The organism is Amycolatopsis sp. NPDC004772 (genome assembly GCF_053601215.1).
Genome location: NZ_JBSGBK010000025.1, coordinates 1 through 22,260, shown reverse-complemented (window position 1 = coordinate 22,260; position 22,260 = coordinate 1). Strand labels below are relative to the sequence as shown.

Genomic DNA, 22,260 nt, shown 5'->3' with positions numbered 1-22,260 from the left:
CGCCGATTCTCCTGAGTGACCCCCGGAGGCGGCCATGACCACGGCGACCACATCCCCGCAGAACACCCTCGTCCACTCGTACCTGTTCCTCCGGCGCGCCATCGGGCTGATCGGCCTGGCCCTGCCGCTCGTCCTCATCCTCGGCAAGCAGCTCCTCCAAGGCGGCCCGCTCATCGGCTCCCTGAGCGGCTACTACTACACCGATCTCCGGGACGTCCTGGTCGGCGCGATGTGCGCGGTCGGCGTGTTCCTGCTCGCCTACTACGGACACGACTACGTCGACAACATCGCCAGCACGGTCGCCGGCCTGGGCGCGATCGGGCTGGCGCTGTTCCCCACCACGCCGGACCACGACGTCACCGCCTGGGACCGCACCGCCGGCGTCCTGCACCTCGCCTTCGCGGCGGTGTTCTTCCTCTCCCTCGCCTACTTCTGCTTGAGGTTGTTCCCGCACGACGGCGAGCAGCCGGAGAAGTCCGGCGCGCTCTACCGGGTCTGCGGTGGCGTGATCCTCGCCTGCCTGGCGCTCATCGCCCTGGCCAAGTACCTCGGCCTCACCCCGGACCTGCACCCGGCGCTGTGGCTGGAGGCGGTCGCGGTGGAGGCGTTCGGCGTCGCGTGGCTCGTGAAAGGACGGACGCTGGAGCCCAAGAGTGTGCTGTAGCCCACTCGACCGGGCCACACCACTGGTTACCGGTGGGTAACAAGGGCTATCGTGCGGTCAAGAAACCTGTCTACATCTCTGGAGCATTCGTGGCCGCACCAGCAACGCCGCTCGCGCCGAACGCGCGGGGCGTGCGCAACGTCGCCTTCGTCGAGGGGGTCCGCACCCCCTTCGGCAAGGCCGGCGACAAGGGCATCTACGCCGGGACCCGGGCCGACGACCTCGTCGTCAACGCCATCCGCGAGCTGCTGCGGCGGCACCCCGAACTGCCGCCCGAGCGCGTCGACGAGGTGGCCATCGCCGCCACCACCCAGACCGGTGATCAGGGCCTGACCATCGGCCGCACCGCCGCGCTGCTGGCCGGGCTGCCCAAGTCCGTGCCCGGCTTCGCCATCGACCGCATGTGCGCCGGCGCCATGACCGCCGTCACCACCGCCGCGTCCGGCATCGGCTTCGGCGCCTACGACATCGCCATCGCCGGTGGCGTCGAGCACATGGGCCGCCACCCGATGGGCGAGGGCGTCGACCCGAACCCGCGGATCATCGCCGACAAGCTCGTCGACCCGACCGCCCTGGTCATGGGCCAGACCGCCGAGAACCTGCACGACCGGTTCCCCGCGATCACCAAGCAGCGCACCGACGCCTACGCCGCGCGCAGCCAGGAGCGCTACGCCGAAGCCGTGAAGACCGGCAAGATCGGCCCCGAGCTGGTGCCCGTCGCCACCCGGTCCGCCGAGCTCGGCTGGGGCCTGGCCACCGAGGACGAGCCGCCGCGGCCGGGCACCACGGTCGAGCAGCTGGCGAACCTCAAGACGCCGTTCCGCCCGTTCGGCCGGGTCACCGCGGGCAACGCCGCGGGCCTCAACGACGGCGCCACCGCGTCGCTCCTCGCCGACGAGGACACCGCCCGCGAGCTGGGCCTGCCGGTCGCCATGCGGCTGGTCGGCTACTCCTTCGCCGGCGTCGAGCCGGAGGTAATGGGCATCGGCCCGGTGCCGGCCACCGAGAAGCTGTTCAAGCGCACCGGCCTGTCCATCGACGACATCGGCCTGTTCGAGATCAACGAGGCCTTCGCCGTGCAGGTGCTGGCCTTCCTCGACCACTTCGGCATCGACGACGAAGACCCGCGCGTCAACCAGTGGGGCGGCGCCATCGCCTGCGGCCACCCGCTGGCCTCGTCCGGCGTCCGGCTGATGACGCAGCTGGCCCGCCAGTTCGCCGAGCGGCCCGACGTGCGGTACGGCATGACGACGATGTGCATCGGCATCGGCATGGGCGGCACCGTGATCTGGGAGAACCCGGCGTTCGAGGGGACCAAGTAATGACTTTCACCGCAGAAGAGGCGAAGGCCGCGTTCCCGGACGAGGTCGTCACCCACGCGAAGACCCGCCTGATCAAGGTGCCCGGCCTGACCAAGCAGGTCGCGCTGATCACGCTCGACAACGGCCACGACCACACCCGGCCGAACACCTTCGGCCCGCAGGGCCTCGTGTCGTTGAACGCCGCGCTCGACGAGGCCTTCGCCGCCGAGCCGGCCGCGATCGCCGTCACCGGCAAGCCGTTCATCTTCGCCGTCGGCGCCGACCTGTCCGGCGTCGAAGCCGTCAGCGACCCGAAGCTGGCGCGCGAGATCGCCCAGACCGGGCACGACGTGTTCCGCCGCCTCACCGAGTCGACGATCCCGACGTTCGGCTTCGTCAACGGCGCGGTCATGGGCGGCGGCCTGGAGCTGGCGCTGTCCTGCCACTACCGGACGCTGTCGGAGAACACCGCCGCCATCGCCTTCCCCGAGGTCTTCCTCGGCCTGTTCCCGGGCTGGGGCGGCACGCAGCTGCTGCCGAACCTGATCGGCGCGGACGCCGCCGTCACGGTGATCATCGAGAACGCCCTGGCGCAGAACAAGATGCTCAACGTCAAGCAGACGGCCGAGCTCGGCATCGTCGACGCGGTCTTCGGCTCGGCCGACTACCTCGAGCAGTCGCTGCTGTGGCTGGCGAAGGTGGTCAACGGCGAGATCGAGCCGGAGCGCCGCGAGATCGACCGCGGTTCGGCCTGGGACGCCGCCATCGCCCGCGCCAAGTCCATTGTGGACGGCCGCACGCACGGCGCGTCGCCGGGCGCCACCAAGGCCGTCGAGCTGCTCGAACTGGCCCGCGAGAACGACCTCGACCGCGGCTACGCGGCCGAGACCGACGGCCTCGCCGAGCTGCTCATGTCCGACGTCCTGCGCGCCGGGCTGTACTCGTTCAACCTGGTCAACAAGCGTGCCAAGCGCCCGGCCGGCGCGCCGGACAAGTCCCTGGCGCGCAAGGTGAACAAGGTCGGCATCGTCGGCGCCGGCCTGATGGCCAGCCAGCTCGCGCTGCTGTTCGTCCGCCGCCTGAAGGTGCCGGTCGTGCTCACCGACGTCGACCAGGAGCGCGTCGACAAGGGCGTGGGTTACGTCCACGCCGAGATCGACAAGCTGCTGAGCAAGAAGCGCGTCTCCCCGGACGGCGCGAACCGGCTCAAGGCGCTGGTCACCGGCTCGCTCGACAAGGCCGCCTTCGCCGACGCCGACTTCGTCATCGAGGCCGTCTTCGAGGAGCTGGGCGTCAAGCAGCAGGTGTTCGCCGAGCTGGAGCAGCACGTCAAGCCCGAGGCGATCCTGGCGACGAACACCTCGTCGCTGTCGATCACCGCAATGGCGTCGAAGCTGCAGCACCCCGAGCGGGTCGTCGGCTTCCACTTCTTCAACCCGGTCGCCGTGCTGCCGCTGCTGGAGATCGTCCGCGGCGAGCAGACCGACGACGCATCCCTGGCGACGGCGTTCTCGGTCGGCAAGCAGCTGAAGAAGTCCAGCGTGCTGGTGAAGGACGCTTCGGCGTTCGTCGTCAACCGGCTGCTGCTGCGCTTCCTCGGCGAGGTGCTGGTCACCGTCGACGAGGGCACGCCGTTCGACGTGGCCGACAAGGCCCTCGAGCCGCTCGGCCTGCCGATGACGCCGCTGACACTGATGCAGCTGGTCGGCCCGGCCATCGCGCTGCACGTCGGCGAGACGCTGCACGAGGCCTTCCCGGACCGGTTCACCGTGTCCGAGAACCTCGCCAAGTTCGTCAAGGCCGGCAAGAAGGGCGTCTGGATCTGGGACGCGCAGGGCAACCAGTCGGCCGACCCCGAGGTCGTCGAGCTGTGGACCCAGGGCGACAAGCCGTCCACCTCGGAGGAGGTGCGCGACCGGGCGCTGTCGGCCATCGCCGAGGAGATCCGGATCATGCTCGACGAGGGCGTGGTCGCCGAGGCGCAGGACATCGACCTGTGCCTGATCCTCGGTGCGGGCTGGCCGTTCTGGAACGGCGGCATCACGCCGTACCTGGACCGCTCCGGCGTCTCCGAGCGGGTGAACGGCAAGCCGTTCCTCGCCCCGGGCGTGGCGTCGGTCCCGACGGCCTAGTACTCGCCCTCGCGAGGGCACTTCGGCGGCGGCGCAGTGAGTTTCAGCTGCGCCGCCGTCGTGTCGGAGTCGATCACCGTGACCCGCTCGGCAGTCCGGTAGCGGGCGTGCAGCTCCTGCGCCCAGGCCTTCAGGTCGGTGCCCGGGACGGCGAGCAGCGAGACCGACGGCGGGTCGAGGAACACCCGCCGCGCCTTCGGGTCGTCGCGCAGCACCGGCACCGCGGCCCGCATGTCCTCTTCGGACACATAGGTCACGACGACCGCCGCGCACAGCGTGTGCCCGGCCAGGGGCGCCGGGTTCGTGTCCACCGGCAGCTCGGGTGGCCGGACGAGCGCGGCGATGAAGAAGGCCAGCCCGACGCCGGCCGCCAAAGCGAGCGCGCCGGCCGCCACCAGCACCTGGGCCAGGGGTTTCTCCGCCACACCGAAGATCACAGCACACGTTGGCCGCCGGGACACCGCCCGTTCACCCCGGCGGCTTAGCGTCCCGCCGTGACCACCGACAGACGCCGCTTCCTCAAGGGTGCCGGACTCGCGGCCGCCGCCGCGGGCGTGCCCCTCGCGGCTCCCGCCGCCGCTTCCGCTTCCGCTCCCGCCGAGTTCGATCTGGGCCGGGTGTGCGGCCGCTACCAGTGGCTGGTCGGCGACCACCACACGCACAGCCAGTACTCCTACGACGCGATGTACCGGATCGACGACATCGCGCGCGGCGGGCGGGCGCACGGCGCGGACTGGATCGTCTTCACCGACCACGGCCACGCCGAGCACGAGAAGGTGTCGGTCGAGCCCACCGAGGCGGACTTCCTCGCCGCCCGGCGGAAGTACCCGGACCTGTTGCTGTGGCACGGCATGGAGTGGAACGTCCCGGGCGCCGAGCACGCGACCGTGTTCTTCCAGGCCGGTTCGGCGCAGGCGGCCAAGCTGCGCGAGTTCGAGCGGGCCTTCGACTGGCGGCTGACGAACTCGGAGGCGTCGAGCCCGGCGAACGAGGCCCTCGCGCTGCGGGCGTTGCGCTGGCTCTCCGACGAGGAACGCGCGCGGCGGATCCACGCGCCGGTCGTGCTGATCAACCACCCGCTGCGCAACGGCCGCGTCGCCCCGCACGAGCTGCGGGCCTACCGCGACGCCGCGCCGAGCATCGTCATCGGCATGGAGGGTGCGCCCGGCGCCCAGGCGGACGGCTTCCCCAAGCCGCTCGGCAACGGCGGCGCGCGCGGCGGGTACGTCAACAACCCCGGCGCGAACTCGTGGCCCGGCTTCCCGGCCGAGGCGTACCGGACGCACGGCGGCTGGGACTGGGCGACGGCGAAGGTCGGCGGGCTGTGGGACTCGCTGCTGGCCGAGGGGAAGCCGTGGTGGGTCACCACGAACTCCGACTCGCACTACAACCGCGGCGACACGCTGGTCCGCCCGGACGTGCCGGGCGACTGGTACGACACGCACGGCAAGTTCCCCGACCCGGTCGACTCCGGCAAGCCGCAGCTGCTCGCGCCGTACGCGGACTTCTACCCGGGCGAGTTCAGCCGCACGTACGTCGGCGTCACGCGGGGGAGTCTCGAAGGCATCCTCGAAGGCCTGCGGGCCGGGCGGATCTGGGGCTCGCACGGCGGCCTGGTCGCCGAGCTCGAGGTCGAGGCGCACAGCGGTGGCTCCGCGGTGACGCTGGGCGGGCGCCTGCGGGTGCGGCGGGGTTCGGACGTCACGGTCGTCGTGCGGGCGCGGCTGGCGTCCCGGCCGAACGGCGGCGGCTCGGTGCCGCGGCTGGCGCACCTGGACGTCATCGCGGGCCCCGTCACCGGCCCGGCCGCCGATCGCGACACGATGACCGCGCCGGGCACGCGGGTCGTGGAGTCGTTCGAGCCGCGCTGGGCGCCGGGACGGCAGGTCGTCTTCCGGCACACCTTCCGGAACGTCCGGGAACCGTTCTACCTGCGGGTGCGGGGCTCGAACGGCGACGCCGAGCCCACGCCGGACGTCATCGGGCAGGCGAATCCGTTCGAGGACTTGTGGTTGTACGCGAATCCGGTTTTTGTGGACCTGTGCTGAGTGGACTGTCCCGTCGGCTGCTCGTGTGGTCGATCATGACCGGGTTGCGGTTCCTGTTGCGGTTGCCTTCCCCGGTGCTGAGGGTGATCGCGGGCCGTCCGGTGGTGGTGGACGGCCGGCGGCCGGTCCTCACCGCCCAGGTGCTCATGCGGGTGTCGCGGCTGGCGCCGTTCGACTCGCCGCACCAGAACGGCGACCTGGCGCGGGCCCGGACCGAGCTGAACCTGGCGGGGGCGCTGGCCGGCGCCGGGATCTGCCCCGGCGTCCGGACCCGCGATACGACGTGGCCCGGGCCGGGCGGGCCGCTGCCCTTGCGGTGGTACGAAGCGGAGGGCGTCCCGGCGCCCGCCCCGGCGATCGTGTACTTCCACGGCGGCGGGTTCGTGCTCGGCAGCATCGACACGCACGAAGGCGCGTGCCGGCTGCTCGCCGAGGAAGCCGGCGTGCGGGTGGTGTCGATCGGCTACCGGCTCGCGCCGGAACACCCGTTCCCCGCGGCGGCGTCGGACGCGGTGGCGGCGTTCGCCTTCGTCCACGAGCACGCGGCGGAGTTCGGCGTCGACCCGGCCCGGCTGGCGGTGGGCGGCGACAGCAGTGGCGGCAACCTGGCGGCGGTGGTCGCCCACGCGGCGGCCCGCGGCGAGCTGCCCCGCCCGGCGTTCAGCCTCCTGCTCACCCCGGCGACGGACGCCCTCGGCGGGTCGGAGTCGCACCGGCAGTTCGGCTCGGGCTTCCGCCTCGACCGCGACGAGTGGGCCTGGTACCGCGACCAGTACGTCCGCGACCCGGAGTCCTACACCGACCCGCGAGCCTCGGTGATCTACGACGACACCCTCGACGGCCTCCCCCCGACGTACGTGGCCACGTGCGGTTTCGACCTCCTCCGCGACGAAGGCGACGCCTACGCAACCCGCCTCGCCGCCGCGGGGGTCCCGTTGGTACACCGACGTCACGAAGGCCAGCTCCACGGCTTCGCCAACCGAGTCGGCGTCGACCCGGACGCCCGCGCAGCCATGCTCCACGCCGCCGGAGTCCTCCGAGCCGCCCTCGCCCTCACCCGCCCCCGTGATTGAGCACGGAACCCGCGTGATCGAGCACGGATCTCGCGTGACTGAGCACGGAACTCGCGTGATTGAGGGCGGAACTCGCGAGTTCCGTCTCTAATCACGCGAGTTCCGCCTCAAATCACGCGGGATCCGGCTCCAAGCACGCGAGATCCGGTTCCGATCACGGGGTCAGTGGACCGGGAGGTGGACTGTCACGCCCAGGCCGCCGCCCACGATGGGCTCGGCCGTGACCGTTCCGCCGTGGGCGGCCACTGCCGCGCGGACGATCGACAGGCCCAGGCCCGCGCCGTGGCGGGCGGTGCGGGCCACGCCGGCGCGGCGGAACGGCTCGAACAGCTCCGGCACCGCCGCCGGGTCGACCAGGCCACCCGAGGAGCGGACCCGCAGCATCGACCACCGCGGCCCCGGCTGCGTCGTCACCTCCAGCCAGCCTCCCTCGACGTTGTGGCGGACGGCGTTCTCCAGCAGGTTGCCCGCGATCCGCTCCAGCAGCGCCGGGTCGCCGAACGCGGACGCCGACACCACGGAAAACGTCGCCCGGATACCCCGCTGCGAGGCTTCACGCTGCACCGCGCGCCACGCCCGGTCGACGAGCACCGCGAGGTCCACCGGCTCGCGCACGCCGAGCCCGGCGCCGTCGGTGCGGGCCAGCAGCAGCAGGGAGTTGACCAGCTGCCCGGCGCGCTCGGTCGCGTCCCGGACCACGCCGGCCATCCGGCGCAGCTCGGCTTCGTCGGCCGCGTCGTCGGCCAGGGTGACGTCGAGTTCCGTGCGGATCACCGACAACGGCGTCCGCAGCTCGTGACTCGCGTTGGCGACGAAGTGGCGTTGCGCGTCGAACGCCGCCTGGAGCCGGTCGAGCATGTCGTCGAACGTGCTCGCCAGCTCGGCCAGCTCGTCGCGGGAGCGGATCTCGCCGATCCGCTCCCCCAGCGACTCGACCGACAGCCGCCGCGCGGTGCCGGTGATCTCGCGCAGCGGCAGCAGCACGCGCGAGGTGAACGTCCAGGCGAGGATCGCCGCGGCCGCCACCACCAGCAGGAACGCGATCGAGCCGAACAGCAGCATCCGGTCGCGGGCGTGCACGCGCAGGTGCTCGGCGAGCGTGGAGGCGTCGACCGTGACGCCGTCGACGACCACCGTGCTGCCCGGCGGCATCTGCGGAACGGTGTCGAGCGAGTCCCGCACCAGCGTCCAGGCCAGCCAGAGCAGCAGCAGGCTGACGGCGGCGACCAGGACGGTCGCCAGCAGCGTGATCCGGGCGCGGAGGGTGCGGGTGCCCGGCAGGTTCACGCGCGTTGCGGGGTGCCGGGTTCCGGCACGCGGTACCCGGAGCCGACGACGGTCTCGATGATCCCCGGCTCGCCGAGCTTCTTGCGCAGCGTCATGACGGTGACCCGGACGGTCGTGGTGAACGGGTCGGCGTTCTCGTCCCACACCCGCTCGAGCAGTTCCTCGCTGCTGACGACGGACCCGGCCGCCTGCAGCAGGACTTCGAGGACGCCGAACTCCTTGCGCGTCAGCTCCACCGGCCCACTGGCGCGCCGCACGGTCCGCTTGGCCGGGTCGAGTTCGACGTCCCCGGCGGTGAGCAGCGGCGGCGCGGCCGGCGTGGCCCGGCGGCCCAGCGCCCGCACCCGCGCGACCAGCTCGGGGAAGGCGAACGGCTTGGCGAGGTAGTCGTCGGCGCCCAGCGACAGCCCGTCGACCCGGTCGGACACCGAGCTGCTCGCGGTGAGCATCAGCACCCGGGTCAGTTCCCCGGACGCGACGATCTCCCGGCACAGCTCGTCCCCGGACATCCCGGGCAGGTCCCGGTCCAGCAGCACGACGTCGTACCGCGTGACGGCGGCCTTTTCGTGCCCGTCGTCCCCGGTGAGCGCGACGTCCACCGCCATCCCCTCGCGGCGCAGCCCGCGGGCGATCGCGTCGGCCAGGGGTTCTTCGTCCTCGACTACCAAAACTCGCACCAGCCCACAATCCCATATTTTCCTGAGAGTGCCCTTTAAGGACCGGGGGTGACCCACCGGAGGGCGAACCACAGCCGCATCCGGGTCTCCGGGTCCGCCAGATCCACCCCCAGCGCCTTCTCCACCTGGGCGATCCGGTGCCGGACGCTGTTGCGATGGACGCCCAGTTCGGCCGCCGTCGGTTCCCAGGCGCCGTGGTGGGCCAGCCAGGTCCGCAGCGTCCGCACCAACGCCCGGTCCCCCGCCTGATCGAGCGCCACCAACGGTTCCAACGCCCTCGACGCGAATCCGCGGGAGGCGTCCGGGTCCAGCAGCGCGTCGAAGTCGAGCGGCTCGCTCCCGGCCACGACCGGGCGGCCGAGCGCGAGCGCCCGCGAAAGCAGCAGCTCCGCCTCCGCCGAGGCCGCGGCCACCCGGGACGCCGGCACCGGCGAACCCACGGCCGCGAGCCAGCCGGCCGCGCGCAGGTCCTCCAACCGCGGGACCGAGCCGGCCACTGCCACGAACGACGGCCCGGGCAGCACCGACACCAGGGGCGTGTCCAGCCGGGCCCGCAGCCAGTCCGGGCGCCGGGCCACCTCGCCGGGACCCCGCCGAAACGCCGCCCCGGCGACCAGCCGGACGACGTCGGACCCCAGCAGCGACCGGGCCGCCTCGCCGGGGGACACCCGGCCAAGCAAGAGCCCGGTCGCCGCCGCGCCCAGCTCGGCCGCGTCCGAGCCCGCACGGCCGACCAGGCCGAGCAGGGCCGCCCCGACCGCGAGGATGGCCCGCTCGGCGCCGTCGAGCCGCCCGGGCCGGCCGACGACCACCAGGTGCGACGCCGTGGCCTGCGGGTAGACCGGCTGGACGACGACGAACCCGCCGTCGAGCTCGGTGGTCGCGCTCCGGATCCCGCTGCCCGCCCGCACGGTCGCCATCAGCTCCCGCACCGGAAGGGGCAGCGGCGCGGGCGCGTCGTGCGCGGCGGCCAGCACGTCCTCGGCGCCGACCAGGGCGACCCAGGACCCCAGCACCGCCGCCAGCGCCGACGTCAGCTCGCCGAGCCCGCCGCCCGCGGCGCGCGTGAGCGTCTCCCGCGCCGCCGTGATCCGCCGCTGCTCCCGCTGGCCGGCCTCGGCCAGCGCCACCGAGACCGCCCGGTTGACCGCCAGGAACGGCGTCCGCGACGGCACGACCAGCAGCGGCAGCCCGCGCCGCGCGCACGCCCGGCGCAGCGGCTCCGGCAGGGTCTCGTGCACCGTCGGGGTGAGCCCGAACCCCAGCGCCGTCACGCCGGCGTCGCGCAGCCCGCGCACGTACCGGTCGATCCGCTCCGGCAGGTTGACCCCGGCGGTGAGGATCAGTTCGCCGCCCAGCAGGTAGGGCGCGGGGTCCTCCAGCTCGCTGACGTGCGCCCAGCGCACCGGGGCGTCCAGCGCACCCGGCCGCAGCGTCTCGGGGACGACGTCGAGCGCGAGCTCCCGGTTGCCGACCACGTCCCGTAACGGGACATTCACCTCCGTGGACAGCGCATCCGTGCTCGGGGTCATTTCGTCCCTACCGATGTCGACATGGGGATGAATCATCCCATGCCGGGGAGGGTGCGGGCGAACCTACGGTGACCCGAAACGACGTGAGGAGGACACCGTGACCGGCGACTACGCAGTGATCGCGCTGTACATCGCGGGCATGCTCGGGGTCGGCTGGTACGGCCTCCGGCTCGCGAAGACGAAGTCCGACTACCTGGTCGCCGGACGGCGGCTGGGCTGGTTCATGTACTCCGGCACGATGTCGGCCGTCGTGCTCGGCGGCGCGTCGACCGTCGGCGGGGTGAAGCTCGGCTACACCTACGGCATCTCCGGCATGTGGCTGGTGGTCAGCATCGGCGTCGGCATCCTGGTGCTGCACGCGCTGTTCGCGCGGCGGCTGGTGCGGCTGAAGGTCTACACCGTCGGCGAGATGCTCGACCTGCGCTACGGCGGCCGCACCAGCGCGGTGTCCGGCGTCGTCATGTGGGGCTACACCCTGATGCTCACGGTGACCTCGACACTGGCCTTCGCGACCATCTTCAAGGTGCTGTTCGACCTGCCGAACTGGGCCGGGATCGCGATCGGCGGCTCGATCGTCGTGCTCTACTCGGTGCTCGGCGGCATGTGGTCGATCACGCTCACCGACATCGCCCAGTTCGTCATCAAGACGATCGGCATCCTGGCCATCCTGCTGCCGGTGGCGATCACGTCCGCGGGCGGCTTCGACGGGATGAGCGCCAAGCTCGACGCGAGCTTCTTCAGCTTCACCTCGATCGGCACCGACACGATCATCACCTACTTCGTCATCTACACCTTCGGCTTGCTGATCGGCCAGGACATCTGGCAGCGCGTGTTCACCGCCCGCACGCCGGCGATCGCGACGTCCGGTGGCATCACCTCCGGCGTCTACTGCCTGGTCTACGGCCTCGCCGGGGCCCTGATCGGCACCGCCGCGCACGCGCTGTACCCGGACATCGCCAGCGCCCAGGACGCCTTCGCGACGATCGTCGAACGCCTGCTGCCCACCGGCGTCCGCGGCCTGGTGCTGGCCGCTGCGCTCTCGGCGATGATGTCGACGGCGAGCGGCGCGCTGATCGCGTGTTCGACCACGACGACGTCGGACCTGCTCACCAAGCTGGGCCTCAAGAAGGGCGGCGAAGTCAGCCGCAACCGGCTCGCCACCCTCCTGCTCGGCCTCCTCGCGATCGGCATCGCGATGATCGTCGACGACGTCGTCAACGCGCTCACCATCGCCTACGACATCCTGGTCGGCGGCCTGCTCGTCGCGATCGTCGGCGCGCTGTTCTGGAAACGCGGCACGCGGCAAGGCGCGTACGCGTCGATGGTGGCCGGCACGATCTCGGTCATCGCCTTCATGATCGTCGACGGCGTCGACGCCAACACCCCGATCTACTGGGGCCTCGGCGCGAGCCTGGTCGTCTACCTGGCGGTCAGCTTCGCCACGCCCCGCACTTCCGAGACCATCCTCTCCGTCTGGACCCACCGCCTGAGCGGCCGGGAAACCCCCATCGAGAACCGGGAACAGGAGCCCACCAGTGCCTAACATCGGACCCCTCGACTCGTCGCGCATCCCCCGGTTCGCCGGCTTCGCGACCTTCGCGCGGCTGCCGCGGATCGACCAGGTCGAACGCGCCGACGTCGCCGTCGTCGGGGTGCCCTTCGACTCCGGCGTGTCCTACCGGCCCGGCGCCCGGTTCGGCCCGGCGGCCGTCCGCGAGGCGAGCCGGCTGCTGCGGCCGTACCACCCGGAGCTGGACGTCTCGCCGTTCGAGGAGAAGCAGGTCGTCGACGCCGGTGACATCGCGGTCAACCCGTTCAACATCGGCGAAGCGATCGAGACGCTGCAGCAGGAAGCCGAAGCGCTGCAGGCGGACGGGACGCGGCTGGTGACGGTCGGCGGCGACCACACGATCGCCCTGCCGCTGCTGCGCGCGGCGGCCAAGAAGCACGGACCCGTTGCGCTGCTGCACTTCGACGCCCACCTCGACACCTGGGACACCTACTTCGGCGAGCCCTACACCCACGGCACGCCGTTCCGGAGGGCGTCCGAGGAAGGCATCCTCGACACGAGCGCGCTGTCGCACGTCGGTACCCGCGGGCCGCTCTACGGCAAGCGCGACCTCGAAGAAGACCGCCGGCTGGGCTTCGGCATCGTCACCTCCGGCGACGTCCTGCGCCGGGGCGTCGCCGAGACGGTCGATGCGCTGCGCCAGCGCATCGGCGACCGCCCGCTCTACGTCTCGGTCGACATCGACGTCCTCGACCCGGCCCACGCGCCCGGCACCGGCACCCCCGAGGCGGGCGGCATGACGAGCCGGGAGCTGCTGGAGATCCTGCGCGGGCTGCGCGACCTCAACCTGGTCGGCGCGGACGTCGTCGAGCTGGCCCCGGCCTACGACCACGCGGAGATCACCGCCATCGCGGCCTCCCACGTCGCCTACGACCTGGTGAGCCTGCTGGCCCTGGGGAAGGGCGAATGACCCGCATCGGCGGCGACGTCGTCGTCGAAACGCTGCGGGCCCTGGGCGCCGACACGGTGTTCGGGCTGCCGGGTCAGCACGCGCTGGGCCTGTTCGAGGCGCTGCGGCGGGCCGACGACCTGCGCGTGATCAGCGGGCGCGTCGAGAACAACCTCGCCTTCGCCGCCGACGGTCACGCCCGCGCCCGGCTCGCGGCGGACCCGGACGGCCCGGTGCCGGTGACGCCGCTGATCGTCTCGACCGGCCCGGGTGCGTTGCTGACGCTGGCTTCGCTGCAGGAGTCGCGCGCGGCGTCGGTGCCGGTGCTCGGCATCTCGAGCCAGGTCCCGGTCGCCGGCCTCGGCGGCGGACGGCACGGCTACCTGCACGAACTGCCCGACCAGCAGGCGAGTTTCCGGGACGTCGTGAAGTCGGTGCACGTCGTGCGGCGGGCGGGCCAGCTCCCGTCGGCGCTGCGGGAGGCGTGGACGTCGGCGGCGACCGCGCCCTACGGCCCGGTGTGGGTCGAGATCCCGCAGGACGTGCTGCTCGGCCCGGCCGGGCTGCCGCCGATCACGTCGGTGTCGGCCGCGCCCGTTCCCCTGGCACCCCTGCCCGAGCTGGTCACCGAGGCGGCCGGCCTGCTCGCGGCGGCCACGAACCCGGTGATCCTGGCCGGCGGCGGGGCACTGCGGTCGGGGGCGCACGCCGAGCTGCTGGCCCTGGCCGAAGCCCTCCGCGCGCCGGTGATCTCGACGTTCGGCGGCAAGGGCGTGTTCGGCTGGGACCACGAACTGTCCGGGCGGTCGTGGCTGGAGGACTGGCACACCACGGAGTTCCTCGAGAACGCCGACGTCCTGCTCGTGCTCGGCTCGGGTCTCGGCGAGCTGTCCAGCAACTACCGCGAGTTCGCCCCGCGCGGCCGGGTGATCCAGGTCGAGGCCGACCTCGGGAAGCTGGAGTCGAACTACCCGGGCCTGGGCCTGCACGCCGACGTCCGGCTGACGCTGCAGGCGCTGCTGGAGTGGGTGCCGATGCGGGCGTCCGACGGCCGGGCCGAGAAAGCGGTCTCCGGGCTGCTCGCCCGCGTCGAGTCCCGGTTGGACGGTCAGGACCTGGCCGTCGAGCGGAAGCTGATCGACGACGTCCGCGCCGCGCTGCCCGAGGGCACGCAGACGTTCTGGGACATGACGATCGCGGCGTACTGGGCCTGGTCGGCGTGGAACCCCGAAGGCGCGCCGATCCACACGGCCCAGGGCGCGGGCGGCCTGGGCTACGGCCTGCCGGGCGCGCTCGGCGGCGCGGCGGCCGGCCGTCCCACGCTCGCCGTCTCGGGTGACGGCGGCGCGATGTACGGCGTCGCCGAGCTGGCCACGGCGGTGCAGCACGGCCTCGACGTGACGTGGCTGATCATCGACGACGGCGGCTACGGCGTCCTGCGCGAGTACCTCACCGACGCCTTCGGCCAGACGACGGCGACCGAGCTGACCCGGCCCGACTTCGTCGCCTTGGCCGCTTCGTTCGGCGTCCCGGCCCGGCTGTCGTCGTTGGACACGGTGGGCGCGGACCTCGCCGACGCACTGCGCACGCCCGGGCCGTCCGTCGTCGTCCTCCCCGCGTTGCTGAAGCTGTTCGCGCCGACCCACCTGGAGAAGGCATGACCCGCACCCTGGAGCTGACCGACCCGGCGACCGGCGAGGTGTCCGGCACCAGCCCCGTCGCCTCGCAGTCCGATGTGGACAACGCACTGACGGCCGCCGCGCAAGCGTTTGCGACCTGGCGGCGCAGCACCCCGGCGCAGCGTCAGCTGGCGTTGCTGAAGATCGCCGACGCCCTGGAGGCCCGGGCGGCCGAGTTCGCGGACCTCGAGGTGCGCGAGACCGGCAAGATCCGCTCGGTCGTCCTCGACGAGGAGATCCCGGAGTGCGTGAGCGCGCTGCGGTTCTTCGCCGGAGCCGCCCGCCACCTGGAGGGCACCGCGGCCGGCGAGTACACGCCGGGCCACACGTCGGTGATCCGCCGCGAGCCGGTCGGCGTCTGCGCCCAGATCGCCCCGTGGAACTACCCGCTGATGATGGCGGTCTGGAAGATCGCCCCGGCTCTGGCGGCGGGCAACACGGTGGTGCTCAAGCCGGCCGAGACGACCCCGTCGACGGCCGTCCGGCTGGCCGAGATCGCGGCGGAGTTCCTGCCTCCGGGGGCATTCACCGTGCTGACCGGCGACCGCGACACCGGCCGGGCGCTGGTCAAGCACCCGCTCACCGCACTCGTCTCGATCACCGGCTCGACGCGGGCGGGCATCGACGTGGCCACGGTGGCGGCCGCCGACCTCAAGCGCACCCACCTGGAGCTGGGCGGCAACGCACCGCTGCTGGTGTTCCCGGACGTCGACCTCGCGGAGACGGCGGAGGGCATCGTGGGCGCGGCGTTCTACAACGCGGGCCAGGACTGCACGGCGGGCAGCCGGGTCCTGGTCCACGAGTCGATCCACGACGACTTCGTCGCGGCGCTGGCCAAGGCCGCCGCGGCGCAGACGCCGGGCGTCGACTACGGGCCGCTGAACAGCGCGGCGCAGTTCTCCCGCGTCGAAGGCCTGATCGCGCGCTTGCCCTCGCACGCCCGCATCGAGACCGGCGGCACCCGCTTCGGTTCCCGGGGGTTCTTCTTCGCCCCCACGGTGATCTCGGGCCTGCGGCAGGACGACGAGATCGTCCAGGAGGAGATCTTCGGCCCGGTGATCACGGTCCAGTCCTTCGCGGACGAGGCCAAGGGCGTCGAACTGGCCAACGGCGTCCCCTACGGCCTGGCGTCCTCGGTGTGGACCCGCGACCTCGGCGTCGCGGCCAGGGTGTCGGCCGACCTGGACTTCGGTTGTGTGTGGGTCAACACGCACGGGCCACTGGTCGCCGAGATGCCCCACGGCGGCTTCGGGCATTCCGGCCACGGCAAAGATCTCTCGGCGTACGCGTTCACCGAGTACACCCGCGTCAAGCACGTGATGACGAGGTTCGCGTGAGCGACAGGATCACGGACGTCGAACAGCACGGCACATGGTGTCGAGCATCAACGCGTTCGCAACGTCTTTCTCCTCACCGATGAGCATCCTTGGCCGACTCTTCCGACGAAGACCCAAGCCGGGAAGCCCACTCGGTAACCCGCCGCGCAACATCCTGAGCGGTCAGCCCAACCCTAGCCAGAACCTCGTCCCGGCTCCCGTGGTCATGGAACGACTGAGGAACAGCCAGATCCCGCAGGGGAACATCACACTCGGCATCCCGGAACATCGCGGCAAGAGCCGACCCGAACCCACCATGCCGACCACTGTCCTCGACAGTGACGACAAGCTTGTGCTGCGAAGCCAGGGCAACCAACTCAGCGGGAACCGGAAGCACCCACCGAGGATCGACAACGGTAACCCCGATCCCCTGATCAGCCAGCCGATCGGCAGCCGCAAGCCCCAAAGTCGCAAAGGCACCGACCGTCACAAGAAGAACGTCAGCACCCTCGGCCGGCCGGCGCAGCACGTCGACACCGCCAACCCGCTCGACGGCGGCGACATCGGTACCGACCTTGCCCTTCGAGAACCGAAGAGCGGTAGGCCCGTCGGAAACAGCAATGGCCTCCCGCAGCTCCTCCCGCAGAGTGGCCGGGTCACGCGGAGCGGCAACCCGCATCCCGGGAACCATCCCGAGCAACGACAGATCCCACATACCGTGGTGAGAAGGCCCATCGGGCCCGGTGATCCCGGCCCGGTCCAGCACCAGCGTCACGGGCAGCCGATGCAGGGCGACATCCATCAGCACCTGGTCGAACGCCCGGTTCAGGAACGTCGAGTAGATCGCCACAACCGGGTGCAACCCACCCATGGCCAACCCGGCGGCCGAGGTGACCGCGTGCTGCTCGGCGATCCCGACGTCGTACCACCGGTCTGGGAACGCCTCGGCGAACTTGTCCAGCCCGGTCGAGCGCAGCATCGCCGCGGTGATCGCCACGACGTCCTCGCGCTCGGCACCGATCGCCGCCAGCTCGGAGCCGAACACCCCGGTCCAGCTGGGCCCCTTGACCGGCGGGAGCCCGGTCTCCGGGTCGATCGGATCGGTCTGGTGCATCTGGTCGTGCTGGTTGTTGACCGCGGGCGCGTACCCGTGCCCCTTTTCGGTGACCACGTGCACGATCACCGCCCCGCCGAACGACCGCGCACTGTGGAACGCCTTCTCCAGCGCGACGAGGTCGTGCCCGTCGACCGGCCCGAGGTACTTCAGGCCGAGGTCGGAGAACATCGCCTGCGGGCTCAGCGCATCCTTCAGGCCGGCCTTCGCGGCGTGCAGCGCGGCGTAGATCGGCTTCCCGACCACCGGCGTGTGCTTGAGGATTTCGCGGCCGCCGTCGAGGAGCCGCTCGTAGCCGGGCTGCAGGCGCAGCGCCGCGAGGTGGTCGGCCAGCCCGCCGATGGTCGGCGAGTAGGACCGGCCGTTGTCGTTGATCACGATGACGACCGGGCGGTCCTTGTGCGCGGCGATGTTGTTGAGCGCCTCCCAGCACATGCCGCCGGTGAGCGCGCCGTCGCCGACGACGGCGATCGCGTGCCGCCCGCCGCCGGCCAGCTCGAACGCCTTCGCCAGGCCGTCTACATAGGACAGTCCGGACGAGGCGTGGCTGCTCTCCACCCAGTCGTGCTCACTCTCCGCACGCGAGGGGTAACCGGTGACGCCGCCGGTCTGGCGCAGCAGGTCGAACCCGGCCGCCCGGCCGGTGACGAGCTTGTGGACGTACGCCTGGTGACCGACGTCCCACACGATCGCGTCACGCGGCGAGTCGAACACGCGGTGCAGCGCCAGGGTCAGCTCGACGACACCCAGGTTCGGCCCCAGGTGACCGCCCGCCCGCCGGACCTTGTCGACGAGGAAGTCCCGGATCTCGGCGGACAGTTCGCCGAGGTCCTCGACACTCATGCGCTTCAGGTCCGCCGGTCCGCTCACGGACTCCAGCATCGTCACTCGTCTCCACCTCACTCGCTCGGTTCCGGCCAGTCTACGGAGACCCGCCAGAGCCGGGCCGCAGGCCGCGTCCGGCGTCACAACCGGAGCGCGACCGCAGGTCAGCACGTGGGGTGAACCTCGTCTCGCCGCGTCGCTGTGGCGGTCACGCCGCGTGGCCACGAGAATGGTTCGCATGGCGGATTTCTTCATCGGCGGCGAATGGGTGGACGCGGTGGACGGCGCCCGGCGGGAGATCCGCTGCCCGGCCGACGGCTCCCTGGTCGCGACGGTCGCCGAAGGCACCGCCAAGGACACCGAGGCCGCCATCGCGGCGGCGCGCCGGGCGTTCGACACCGGCCCGTGGCCCGGCACCCCCGCCCACCTGCGCGGCGACCTGCTGCTGCGCACGGCGGACCTGCTCGACCGCGACGCCGAGGCGTTCGCCCGCGCCGAGTCGCTCGACACCGGCAAGCGCCTGGTCGAGAGCCGTTACGACATGGCCGACATCGCGGCCTGCCTGCGCTACTTCGGCAAGCTCGCGGCGCAGGACGCCGGGCGCGTCGTCGACTCCGGCAACCCGGACGCGTTCAGCCGGATCGTGCACGAGCCGGTCGGCGTCTGCGGGCTGATCACGCCGTGGAACTACCCGCTGCTGCAGACCGTGTGGAAGATCGCACCGGCGCTGGCCGCGGGCAACACGTTCGTGCTCAAGCCGAGCGAGCTGACCCCGCACACCGCGATCCGGTTCCTCAAGCTGCTCACCGAGGCCGGCCTGCCGCCGGGCGCCGGCAACCTGGTGCTGGGCGCGGGCGCCGAGGCCGGCGCGCCGCTGGCGTCGCACCCGGACGTCGACCTCGTGTCGTTCACCGGCGGCCTGGCGACCGGCAAGGTGATCGCCGCGGCGGCCGCGGGCACGGTCAAGAAGGTCGCTCTGGAACTGGGCGGGAAGAACCCGAACGTGGTATTCGCCGACGCCGACTTCGAGACGGCGGTCGACTACGCGTTGACGGCGGTGTTCCTCCATTCCGGCCAGGTGTGCTCGGCGGGCGCCCGGCTGATCGTGCAGCGCGAGTGGCACGACGAGTTCGTGGACGAGCTGGTGCGCCGGGCCGAGCGCATCCGCCTGGGCGGCCCGTTCGACGCGCAGGCGGAGACCGGCCCGCTGATCTCGGCGGCCCACCGCGCGAAGGTCGAGGCGTACGTGGCGGCGGCCTTGGCGGAGGGCGCGGTGCTCCGCACGGGCGGCCGCCGCCCGGACGACCCGGCGCTGGCCGACGGCTTCTACTACTTGCCGACCATCCTCGACCAGGTGAAACAGGGTTCGTCGGCGGTCGTCGACGAGTCGTTCGGCCCGGTCCTGACGGTCGAGACGTTCACCGACGAGGACGACGCGGTCCGCATCGCCAACGACACGCACTACGGCCTGGCGGGCGCGGTGTTCACCCAGGACGCCGGCCGCGCCCAGCGGGTCGCGGGCCGCCTGCGCCACGGAACGGTGTGGATCAACGACTTCCACCCGTACCTCCCCCAGGCCGAGTGGGGCGGCTACAAGCAGTCCGGATTCGGCCGCGAGCTGGGCCCGACGGGACTTGCCGAGTACACCGAGGTCAAGCACATCTACCAGAACCTCAGGCCGGAACCGCAACGCTGGTTCTCGGGCTGAAACCGGCCTTATGCTGCGTCGACGGCGACGCAGGGGAGGCCGGAGTGGACGAACAGCGAAAGCGTCTCCGAGGCCCGCGGGCCGTGCTGGTGGGGGCGGCGGGCCTGGGCGTGCTGGCGGGGCTGACCCTCCGGACGGCCGAGTACCCGGGGATGTTGCCGCCCGGAACCCCGGACCCGGAGCTGGACCTGGGCTTGCGCCTGGTCTGCGCGGCGGCGGTGCTGATCGCGGTGACACTGGCGTACTTGACGTTCGCACGGCACCAGGACGAGCCCCTCGCCATGGCGTGCCTGCCGGGGCTGGTGGTGACGGGCGTGGTGTTGAGGCACCTGGTGGTAACGCTGCCCGGAGTGACCCGCATCCAGCCGGCGGCCCGGGTGGTGCCGGGAGCGGGGGCGTGGGTGCTGCTGGTATCGGGGGTGGCGATGACGGCGACCGGGCTCGCGGCGGCGTTTGCGGTGCGCCGGGCGGGCTGAGGTCGTCGCACGGCCGCCTCGGCTGGCTTCCCGCGCGGCGGCTCGCAGGTGCCTGGGCCGCGCGGGCCTGCGGGGCGACCGCCGCGCGCCGAGGCACGCGCGGTTGCAGAGCTCCGGGCCACCCGCGCGCGCTCGCAGGCCGCCGGGCCACGCGCGCTTGGGGAGCGCCGGGCCGCCTGCGCCCGCAGCGCACCGAGCCTGCGCGCCAGCAGCGCACCAGGCCGACCTCCCAGAGGTTCCCGGCAACGCTCGCCGCCCGGCGCACCGCCGCCGCCCACCCGCAGGCGTCAGCGAGACCCGGCACCCGCCGTGCAGACCGCCGCCGGCCCGCGGGGGTCAGCGCGACCCACCAACCGGACCGCCGCCGTCAGCCTCCTCCCAGGCTCAGCTCCAGCCGTTCACCGCCTTCCGCCCGAGGAACGCCGCCAGCCGGTCGGCCGCCGTCGCGTCCGGAGGCGCCTGGACCTCCGGCCCGAACGGCCCGCCCGGCTGCCGAGGTGCCGCTCCGAACCGCGACCGCCACTGCTCCAGCGCCCGCGATGCCAGCTCGGGCGCCAAGTCCGTCGGCCGGCCCGTCGCGTCCGCGATGTCCCAGCCGTGGGCCAGGTACTCGTTCACCCGCATGTGCACCAAAACTCCCCCGACACCTCACCGAGCGGCGTGGTCACCTGCCGGGAAAACAGCCCGGGCTCGGCCAGCACAGCCCGCGCCGAAGCCACCGAATCCGCGAACGCGGAACCCGGCGAAGCACCCAGGTAATCGCCGTCCGGTGCCGGTGGGCCCGTGCCGGCCCAGAACGCCACTTTCGCGTTGCCGTGCGCCAAGTGGTTCACCACCGCGCGCACGTCCCACTCCGCGCACGCCGTCGGGAGCGCCCACTGGTCGGCACGGACCGCGGTGACCAGGGCGGTCACCGTCGAAGCTGCGAGGTCGAACTCGTCGAGAACGGTCATGGCCACAGTGTGCCGACCACCACCGACAAAAACTCAGGACAGCAGCGCCACGCACTCGACGTGGTGGGTCATCGGGAACGCGTCGAACGCCCGCAGGTCCGTCAGCGAGTACCCGTGGCCCGCGAAGGTCGCCACATCGCGCGCCAGCGCCGCCGGGTCGCAGGCCACGTACACGATCCGGTCCGGGGCGCCCGCCACGATCGACTCCACGACCGCCTTGCCCGCTCCCTTGCGCGGCGGGTCCAGCACCACGACGTCGACCGGTTTGGCCGCCGACGCCAGCACGTGCTCCACCCGCCCGGCGCGCCACGAAACCTGCGGCAGGTCCGCGAGGTTGCGTTCGCCGTCGGCCACCGCGCGCCGGCCGGACTCGACCGCCAGCACCCGGCCCGCCGCACCGACCTGCGAGGCCAGCACCGACGCGAACAGCCCGACCCCCGCGTAGAGGTCCCAGGCCGTGCCGCCGGACGGCGCCTCCGCCCACTCCCCCACCACCGCGGCCAGCGTCGACGCCGCCGCCGGGTGGACCTGCCAGAAACCGTGCGCGTCGAGGCGCCAGTCGCGGCCCGCCGCGTGCTGGACCGCGACGCCGCCGGTCAGCTGCCGCGCCCGCACCTTCCCGCGGACCGTCGACAGCTCCCGCACGTGCAGATCGCCGTCGCCGTCGGTCGTGACCTCCAGCTCGCTGCCGGGCCGCCAGCGCCGCGCCAGGACGTCGTCGAGCTCGCCGGGGACCGCGATCGGGCAGTCGTCCAGGGCCACCACCCGGTGGCTGTGGTGGGCGCGCAGCCCGGCCCGCCCGTCGCGGCCGGCGACCAGGCGGACGCGGCTGCGCCAGTCCAGCGGCCCGCCGTCGAGGGCCTCCACGACGACGTCGCGCTCGATCCCGGCCAGCCGCTGCAGCTGTTCCGCCACCACCGAGGCCTTGAGCGAGCGCTGGTGGTCCGGCGCAGCGTGCTGCCAGTCGCACCCGCCGCAGCCGCCCGGCACGGCCAGCGGGCACGGCGGCGGCACCC

General features: G+C 72.5%; 19 protein-coding genes. 11 read left to right on the top strand and 8 right to left on the bottom strand.

Annotated elements, in window-relative coordinates; translation table 11 throughout:
• The first annotated feature begins 34 nt into the window (after nt 1-34).
• From ACWEF6_RS17390 to ACWEF6_RS17380, 3 genes are all read left to right on the top strand, one after another.
• Nucleotides 35-664, top strand: a complete 630-nt coding sequence (locus ACWEF6_RS17390; protein WP_449683865.1) for a DUF998 domain-containing protein — start codon at nt 35-37, stop codon at nt 662-664.
• Between the two features lie 131 nt (nt 665-795).
• Nucleotides 796-1,986 (top strand): thiolase family protein, encoded by a 1,191-nt coding sequence (locus tag ACWEF6_RS17385; RefSeq protein ID WP_449683930.1) that lies wholly within the window; start codon nt 796-798, stop codon nt 1,984-1,986.
• Nucleotides 1,986-4,097 carry a 3-hydroxyacyl-CoA dehydrogenase NAD-binding domain-containing protein gene (locus ACWEF6_RS17380; protein WP_449683864.1) on the top strand — a complete coding sequence of 704 codons (2,112 nt, stop codon included), beginning with the start codon at nt 1,986-1,988 and terminating at the stop codon, nt 4,095-4,097. Before ACWEF6_RS17385 ends, ACWEF6_RS17380 begins: the two co-directional genes overlap by 1 nt.
• Here the strand turns inward: ACWEF6_RS17380 and ACWEF6_RS17375 are convergent.
• The gene (locus ACWEF6_RS17375; protein WP_449683863.1) at nt 4,094-4,522 is read right to left on the bottom strand and encodes a hypothetical protein; all 429 of its coding nucleotides are present in this window, start codon (nt 4,520-4,522) and stop codon (nt 4,094-4,096) included. The genes ACWEF6_RS17380 and ACWEF6_RS17375 overlap by 4 nt on opposite strands.
• Before the next feature lie 69 nt (nt 4,523-4,591).
• Here ACWEF6_RS17375 and ACWEF6_RS17370 point away from each other — a divergent pair, with 69 nt between their 5' ends.
• Together ACWEF6_RS17370 and ACWEF6_RS17365 are read left to right on the top strand one after the other, a co-directional pair.
• Nucleotides 4,592-6,145, top strand: a complete 1,554-nt coding sequence (locus ACWEF6_RS17370) for a PHP domain-containing protein (protein WP_449683862.1) — start codon at nt 4,592-4,594, stop codon at nt 6,143-6,145.
• Nucleotides 6,139-7,218: an alpha/beta hydrolase gene (locus ACWEF6_RS17365; protein WP_449683861.1), complete on the top strand. Its 1,080-nt coding sequence runs from the start codon at nt 6,139-6,141 to the stop codon at nt 7,216-7,218. Before ACWEF6_RS17370 ends, ACWEF6_RS17365 begins: the two co-directional genes overlap by 7 nt.
• Nucleotides 7,219-7,380: 162 nt before the next feature.
• On the opposite strand, the gene ACWEF6_RS17360 is transcribed toward ACWEF6_RS17365, so the two are convergent.
• Genes ACWEF6_RS17360 through ACWEF6_RS17350 form a run of 3 tightly spaced genes read right to left on the bottom strand, consistent with a single transcriptional unit; the run spans nt 7,381 to nt 10,714 of the window.
• Complete coding sequence (locus ACWEF6_RS17360) at nt 7,381-8,505, bottom strand: sensor histidine kinase (protein ID WP_449683860.1); 1,125 nt, start codon at nt 8,503-8,505, stop codon at nt 7,381-7,383.
• A complete protein-coding gene (locus ACWEF6_RS17355) occupies nt 8,502-9,182 on the bottom strand; it encodes a response regulator transcription factor (RefSeq protein WP_043781112.1) in 681 nt (226 codons plus the stop codon). Before ACWEF6_RS17355 ends, ACWEF6_RS17360 begins: the two co-directional genes overlap by 4 nt.
• A 35-nt stretch (nt 9,183-9,217) precedes the next feature.
• Complete coding sequence (locus ACWEF6_RS17350) at nt 9,218-10,714, bottom strand: PucR family transcriptional regulator (RefSeq protein WP_449683859.1); 1,497 nt, start codon at nt 10,712-10,714, stop codon at nt 9,218-9,220.
• A 97-nt stretch (nt 10,715-10,811) separates the two neighbouring features.
• Here ACWEF6_RS17350 and ACWEF6_RS17345 point away from each other — a divergent pair, with 97 nt between their 5' ends.
• The 4 genes from ACWEF6_RS17345 to ACWEF6_RS17330 are packed head-to-tail and all read left to right on the top strand — an operon-like array spanning nt 10,812 to nt 16,189.
• Complete coding sequence (locus tag ACWEF6_RS17345; RefSeq protein WP_449683858.1) at nt 10,812-12,257, top strand: sodium:solute symporter; 1,446 nt, start codon at nt 10,812-10,814, stop codon at nt 12,255-12,257.
• Entirely contained in the window at nt 12,250-13,194 is a 945-nt protein-coding gene (speB, locus tag ACWEF6_RS17340; RefSeq protein ID WP_449683857.1) for an agmatinase, read from the top strand. Before ACWEF6_RS17345 ends, speB begins: the two co-directional genes overlap by 8 nt.
• A complete protein-coding gene (locus tag ACWEF6_RS17335) occupies nt 13,191-14,834 on the top strand; it encodes a thiamine pyrophosphate-binding protein (protein ID WP_449683856.1) in 1,644 nt (547 codons plus the stop codon). The genes speB and ACWEF6_RS17335 overlap by 4 nt, the downstream gene beginning before the upstream one ends.
• Entirely contained in the window at nt 14,831-16,189 is a 1,359-nt protein-coding gene (locus tag ACWEF6_RS17330) for an aminobutyraldehyde dehydrogenase (RefSeq protein ID WP_449683855.1), read from the top strand. Before ACWEF6_RS17335 ends, ACWEF6_RS17330 begins: the two co-directional genes overlap by 4 nt.
• A 73-nt stretch (nt 16,190-16,262) precedes the next feature.
• Here ACWEF6_RS17330 and dxs read toward each other — a convergent pair whose 3' ends face one another.
• The gene (gene dxs / locus ACWEF6_RS17325; RefSeq protein WP_449683854.1) at nt 16,263-18,170 is read right to left on the bottom strand and encodes a 1-deoxy-D-xylulose-5-phosphate synthase; all 1,908 of its coding nucleotides are present in this window, start codon (nt 18,168-18,170) and stop codon (nt 16,263-16,265) included.
• A 175-nt stretch (nt 18,171-18,345) separates the two neighbouring features.
• Between dxs and ACWEF6_RS17320 the strand changes: the two genes are divergently transcribed.
• Both ACWEF6_RS17320 and ACWEF6_RS17315 read left to right on the top strand, forming a co-directional pair.
• On the top strand, nt 18,346-19,815 hold the full coding sequence (locus ACWEF6_RS17320; protein ID WP_449683853.1) for an aldehyde dehydrogenase family protein: 1,470 nt from the start codon (nt 18,346-18,348) through the stop codon (nt 19,813-19,815).
• 44 nt (nt 19,816-19,859) lie between these two features.
• Entirely contained in the window at nt 19,860-20,291 is a 432-nt protein-coding gene (locus ACWEF6_RS17315; protein WP_449683852.1) for a hypothetical protein, read from the top strand.
• A gap of 384 nt (nt 20,292-20,675) precedes the next feature.
• Here ACWEF6_RS17315 and ACWEF6_RS17310 read toward each other — a convergent pair whose 3' ends face one another.
• The 3 genes from ACWEF6_RS17310 to ACWEF6_RS17300 form a co-directional block, all read right to left on the bottom strand.
• Nucleotides 20,676-20,915: a hypothetical protein gene (locus ACWEF6_RS17310; RefSeq protein WP_449683851.1), complete on the bottom strand. Its 240-nt coding sequence runs from the start codon at nt 20,913-20,915 to the stop codon at nt 20,676-20,678.
• Nucleotides 20,906-21,244 carry a maleylpyruvate isomerase N-terminal domain-containing protein gene (locus ACWEF6_RS17305; protein WP_449683850.1) on the bottom strand — a complete coding sequence of 113 codons (339 nt, stop codon included), beginning with the start codon at nt 21,242-21,244 and terminating at the stop codon, nt 20,906-20,908. The genes ACWEF6_RS17310 and ACWEF6_RS17305 overlap by 10 nt, the downstream gene beginning before the upstream one ends.
• A gap of 33 nt (nt 21,245-21,277) precedes the next feature.
• Nucleotides 21,278-22,260: class I SAM-dependent RNA methyltransferase (locus tag ACWEF6_RS17300; RefSeq protein ID WP_449683849.1), on the bottom strand; the 983-nt coding region annotated here is incomplete at its 5' end.

Coding starts and splice junctions, on each gene's coding strand:
- ACWEF6_RS17390 (WP_449683865.1), top strand. CDS start 35: ATGACCACGGCGACCACATCCCCGCAGAACACCCTCGTCCACTCGTAC.
- ACWEF6_RS17330 (WP_449683855.1), top strand. CDS start 14,831: ATGACCCGCACCCTGGAGCTGACCGACCCGGCGACCGGCGAGGTGTCC.
- ACWEF6_RS17310 (WP_449683851.1), bottom strand. CDS start 20,915: ATGCGGGTGAACGAGTACCTGGCCCACGGCTGGGACATCGCGGACGCG.
- ACWEF6_RS17380 (WP_449683864.1), top strand. CDS start 1,986: ATGACTTTCACCGCAGAAGAGGCGAAGGCCGCGTTCCCGGACGAGGTC.
- ACWEF6_RS17320 (WP_449683853.1), top strand. CDS start 18,346: ATGGCGGATTTCTTCATCGGCGGCGAATGGGTGGACGCGGTGGACGGC.
- ACWEF6_RS17335 (WP_449683856.1), top strand. CDS start 13,191: ATGACCCGCATCGGCGGCGACGTCGTCGTCGAAACGCTGCGGGCCCTG.
- ACWEF6_RS17350 (WP_449683859.1), bottom strand. CDS start 10,714: ATGACCCCGAGCACGGATGCGCTGTCCACGGAGGTGAATGTCCCGTTA.
- ACWEF6_RS17305 (WP_449683850.1), bottom strand. CDS start 21,244: ATGACCGTTCTCGACGAGTTCGACCTCGCAGCTTCGACGGTGACCGCC.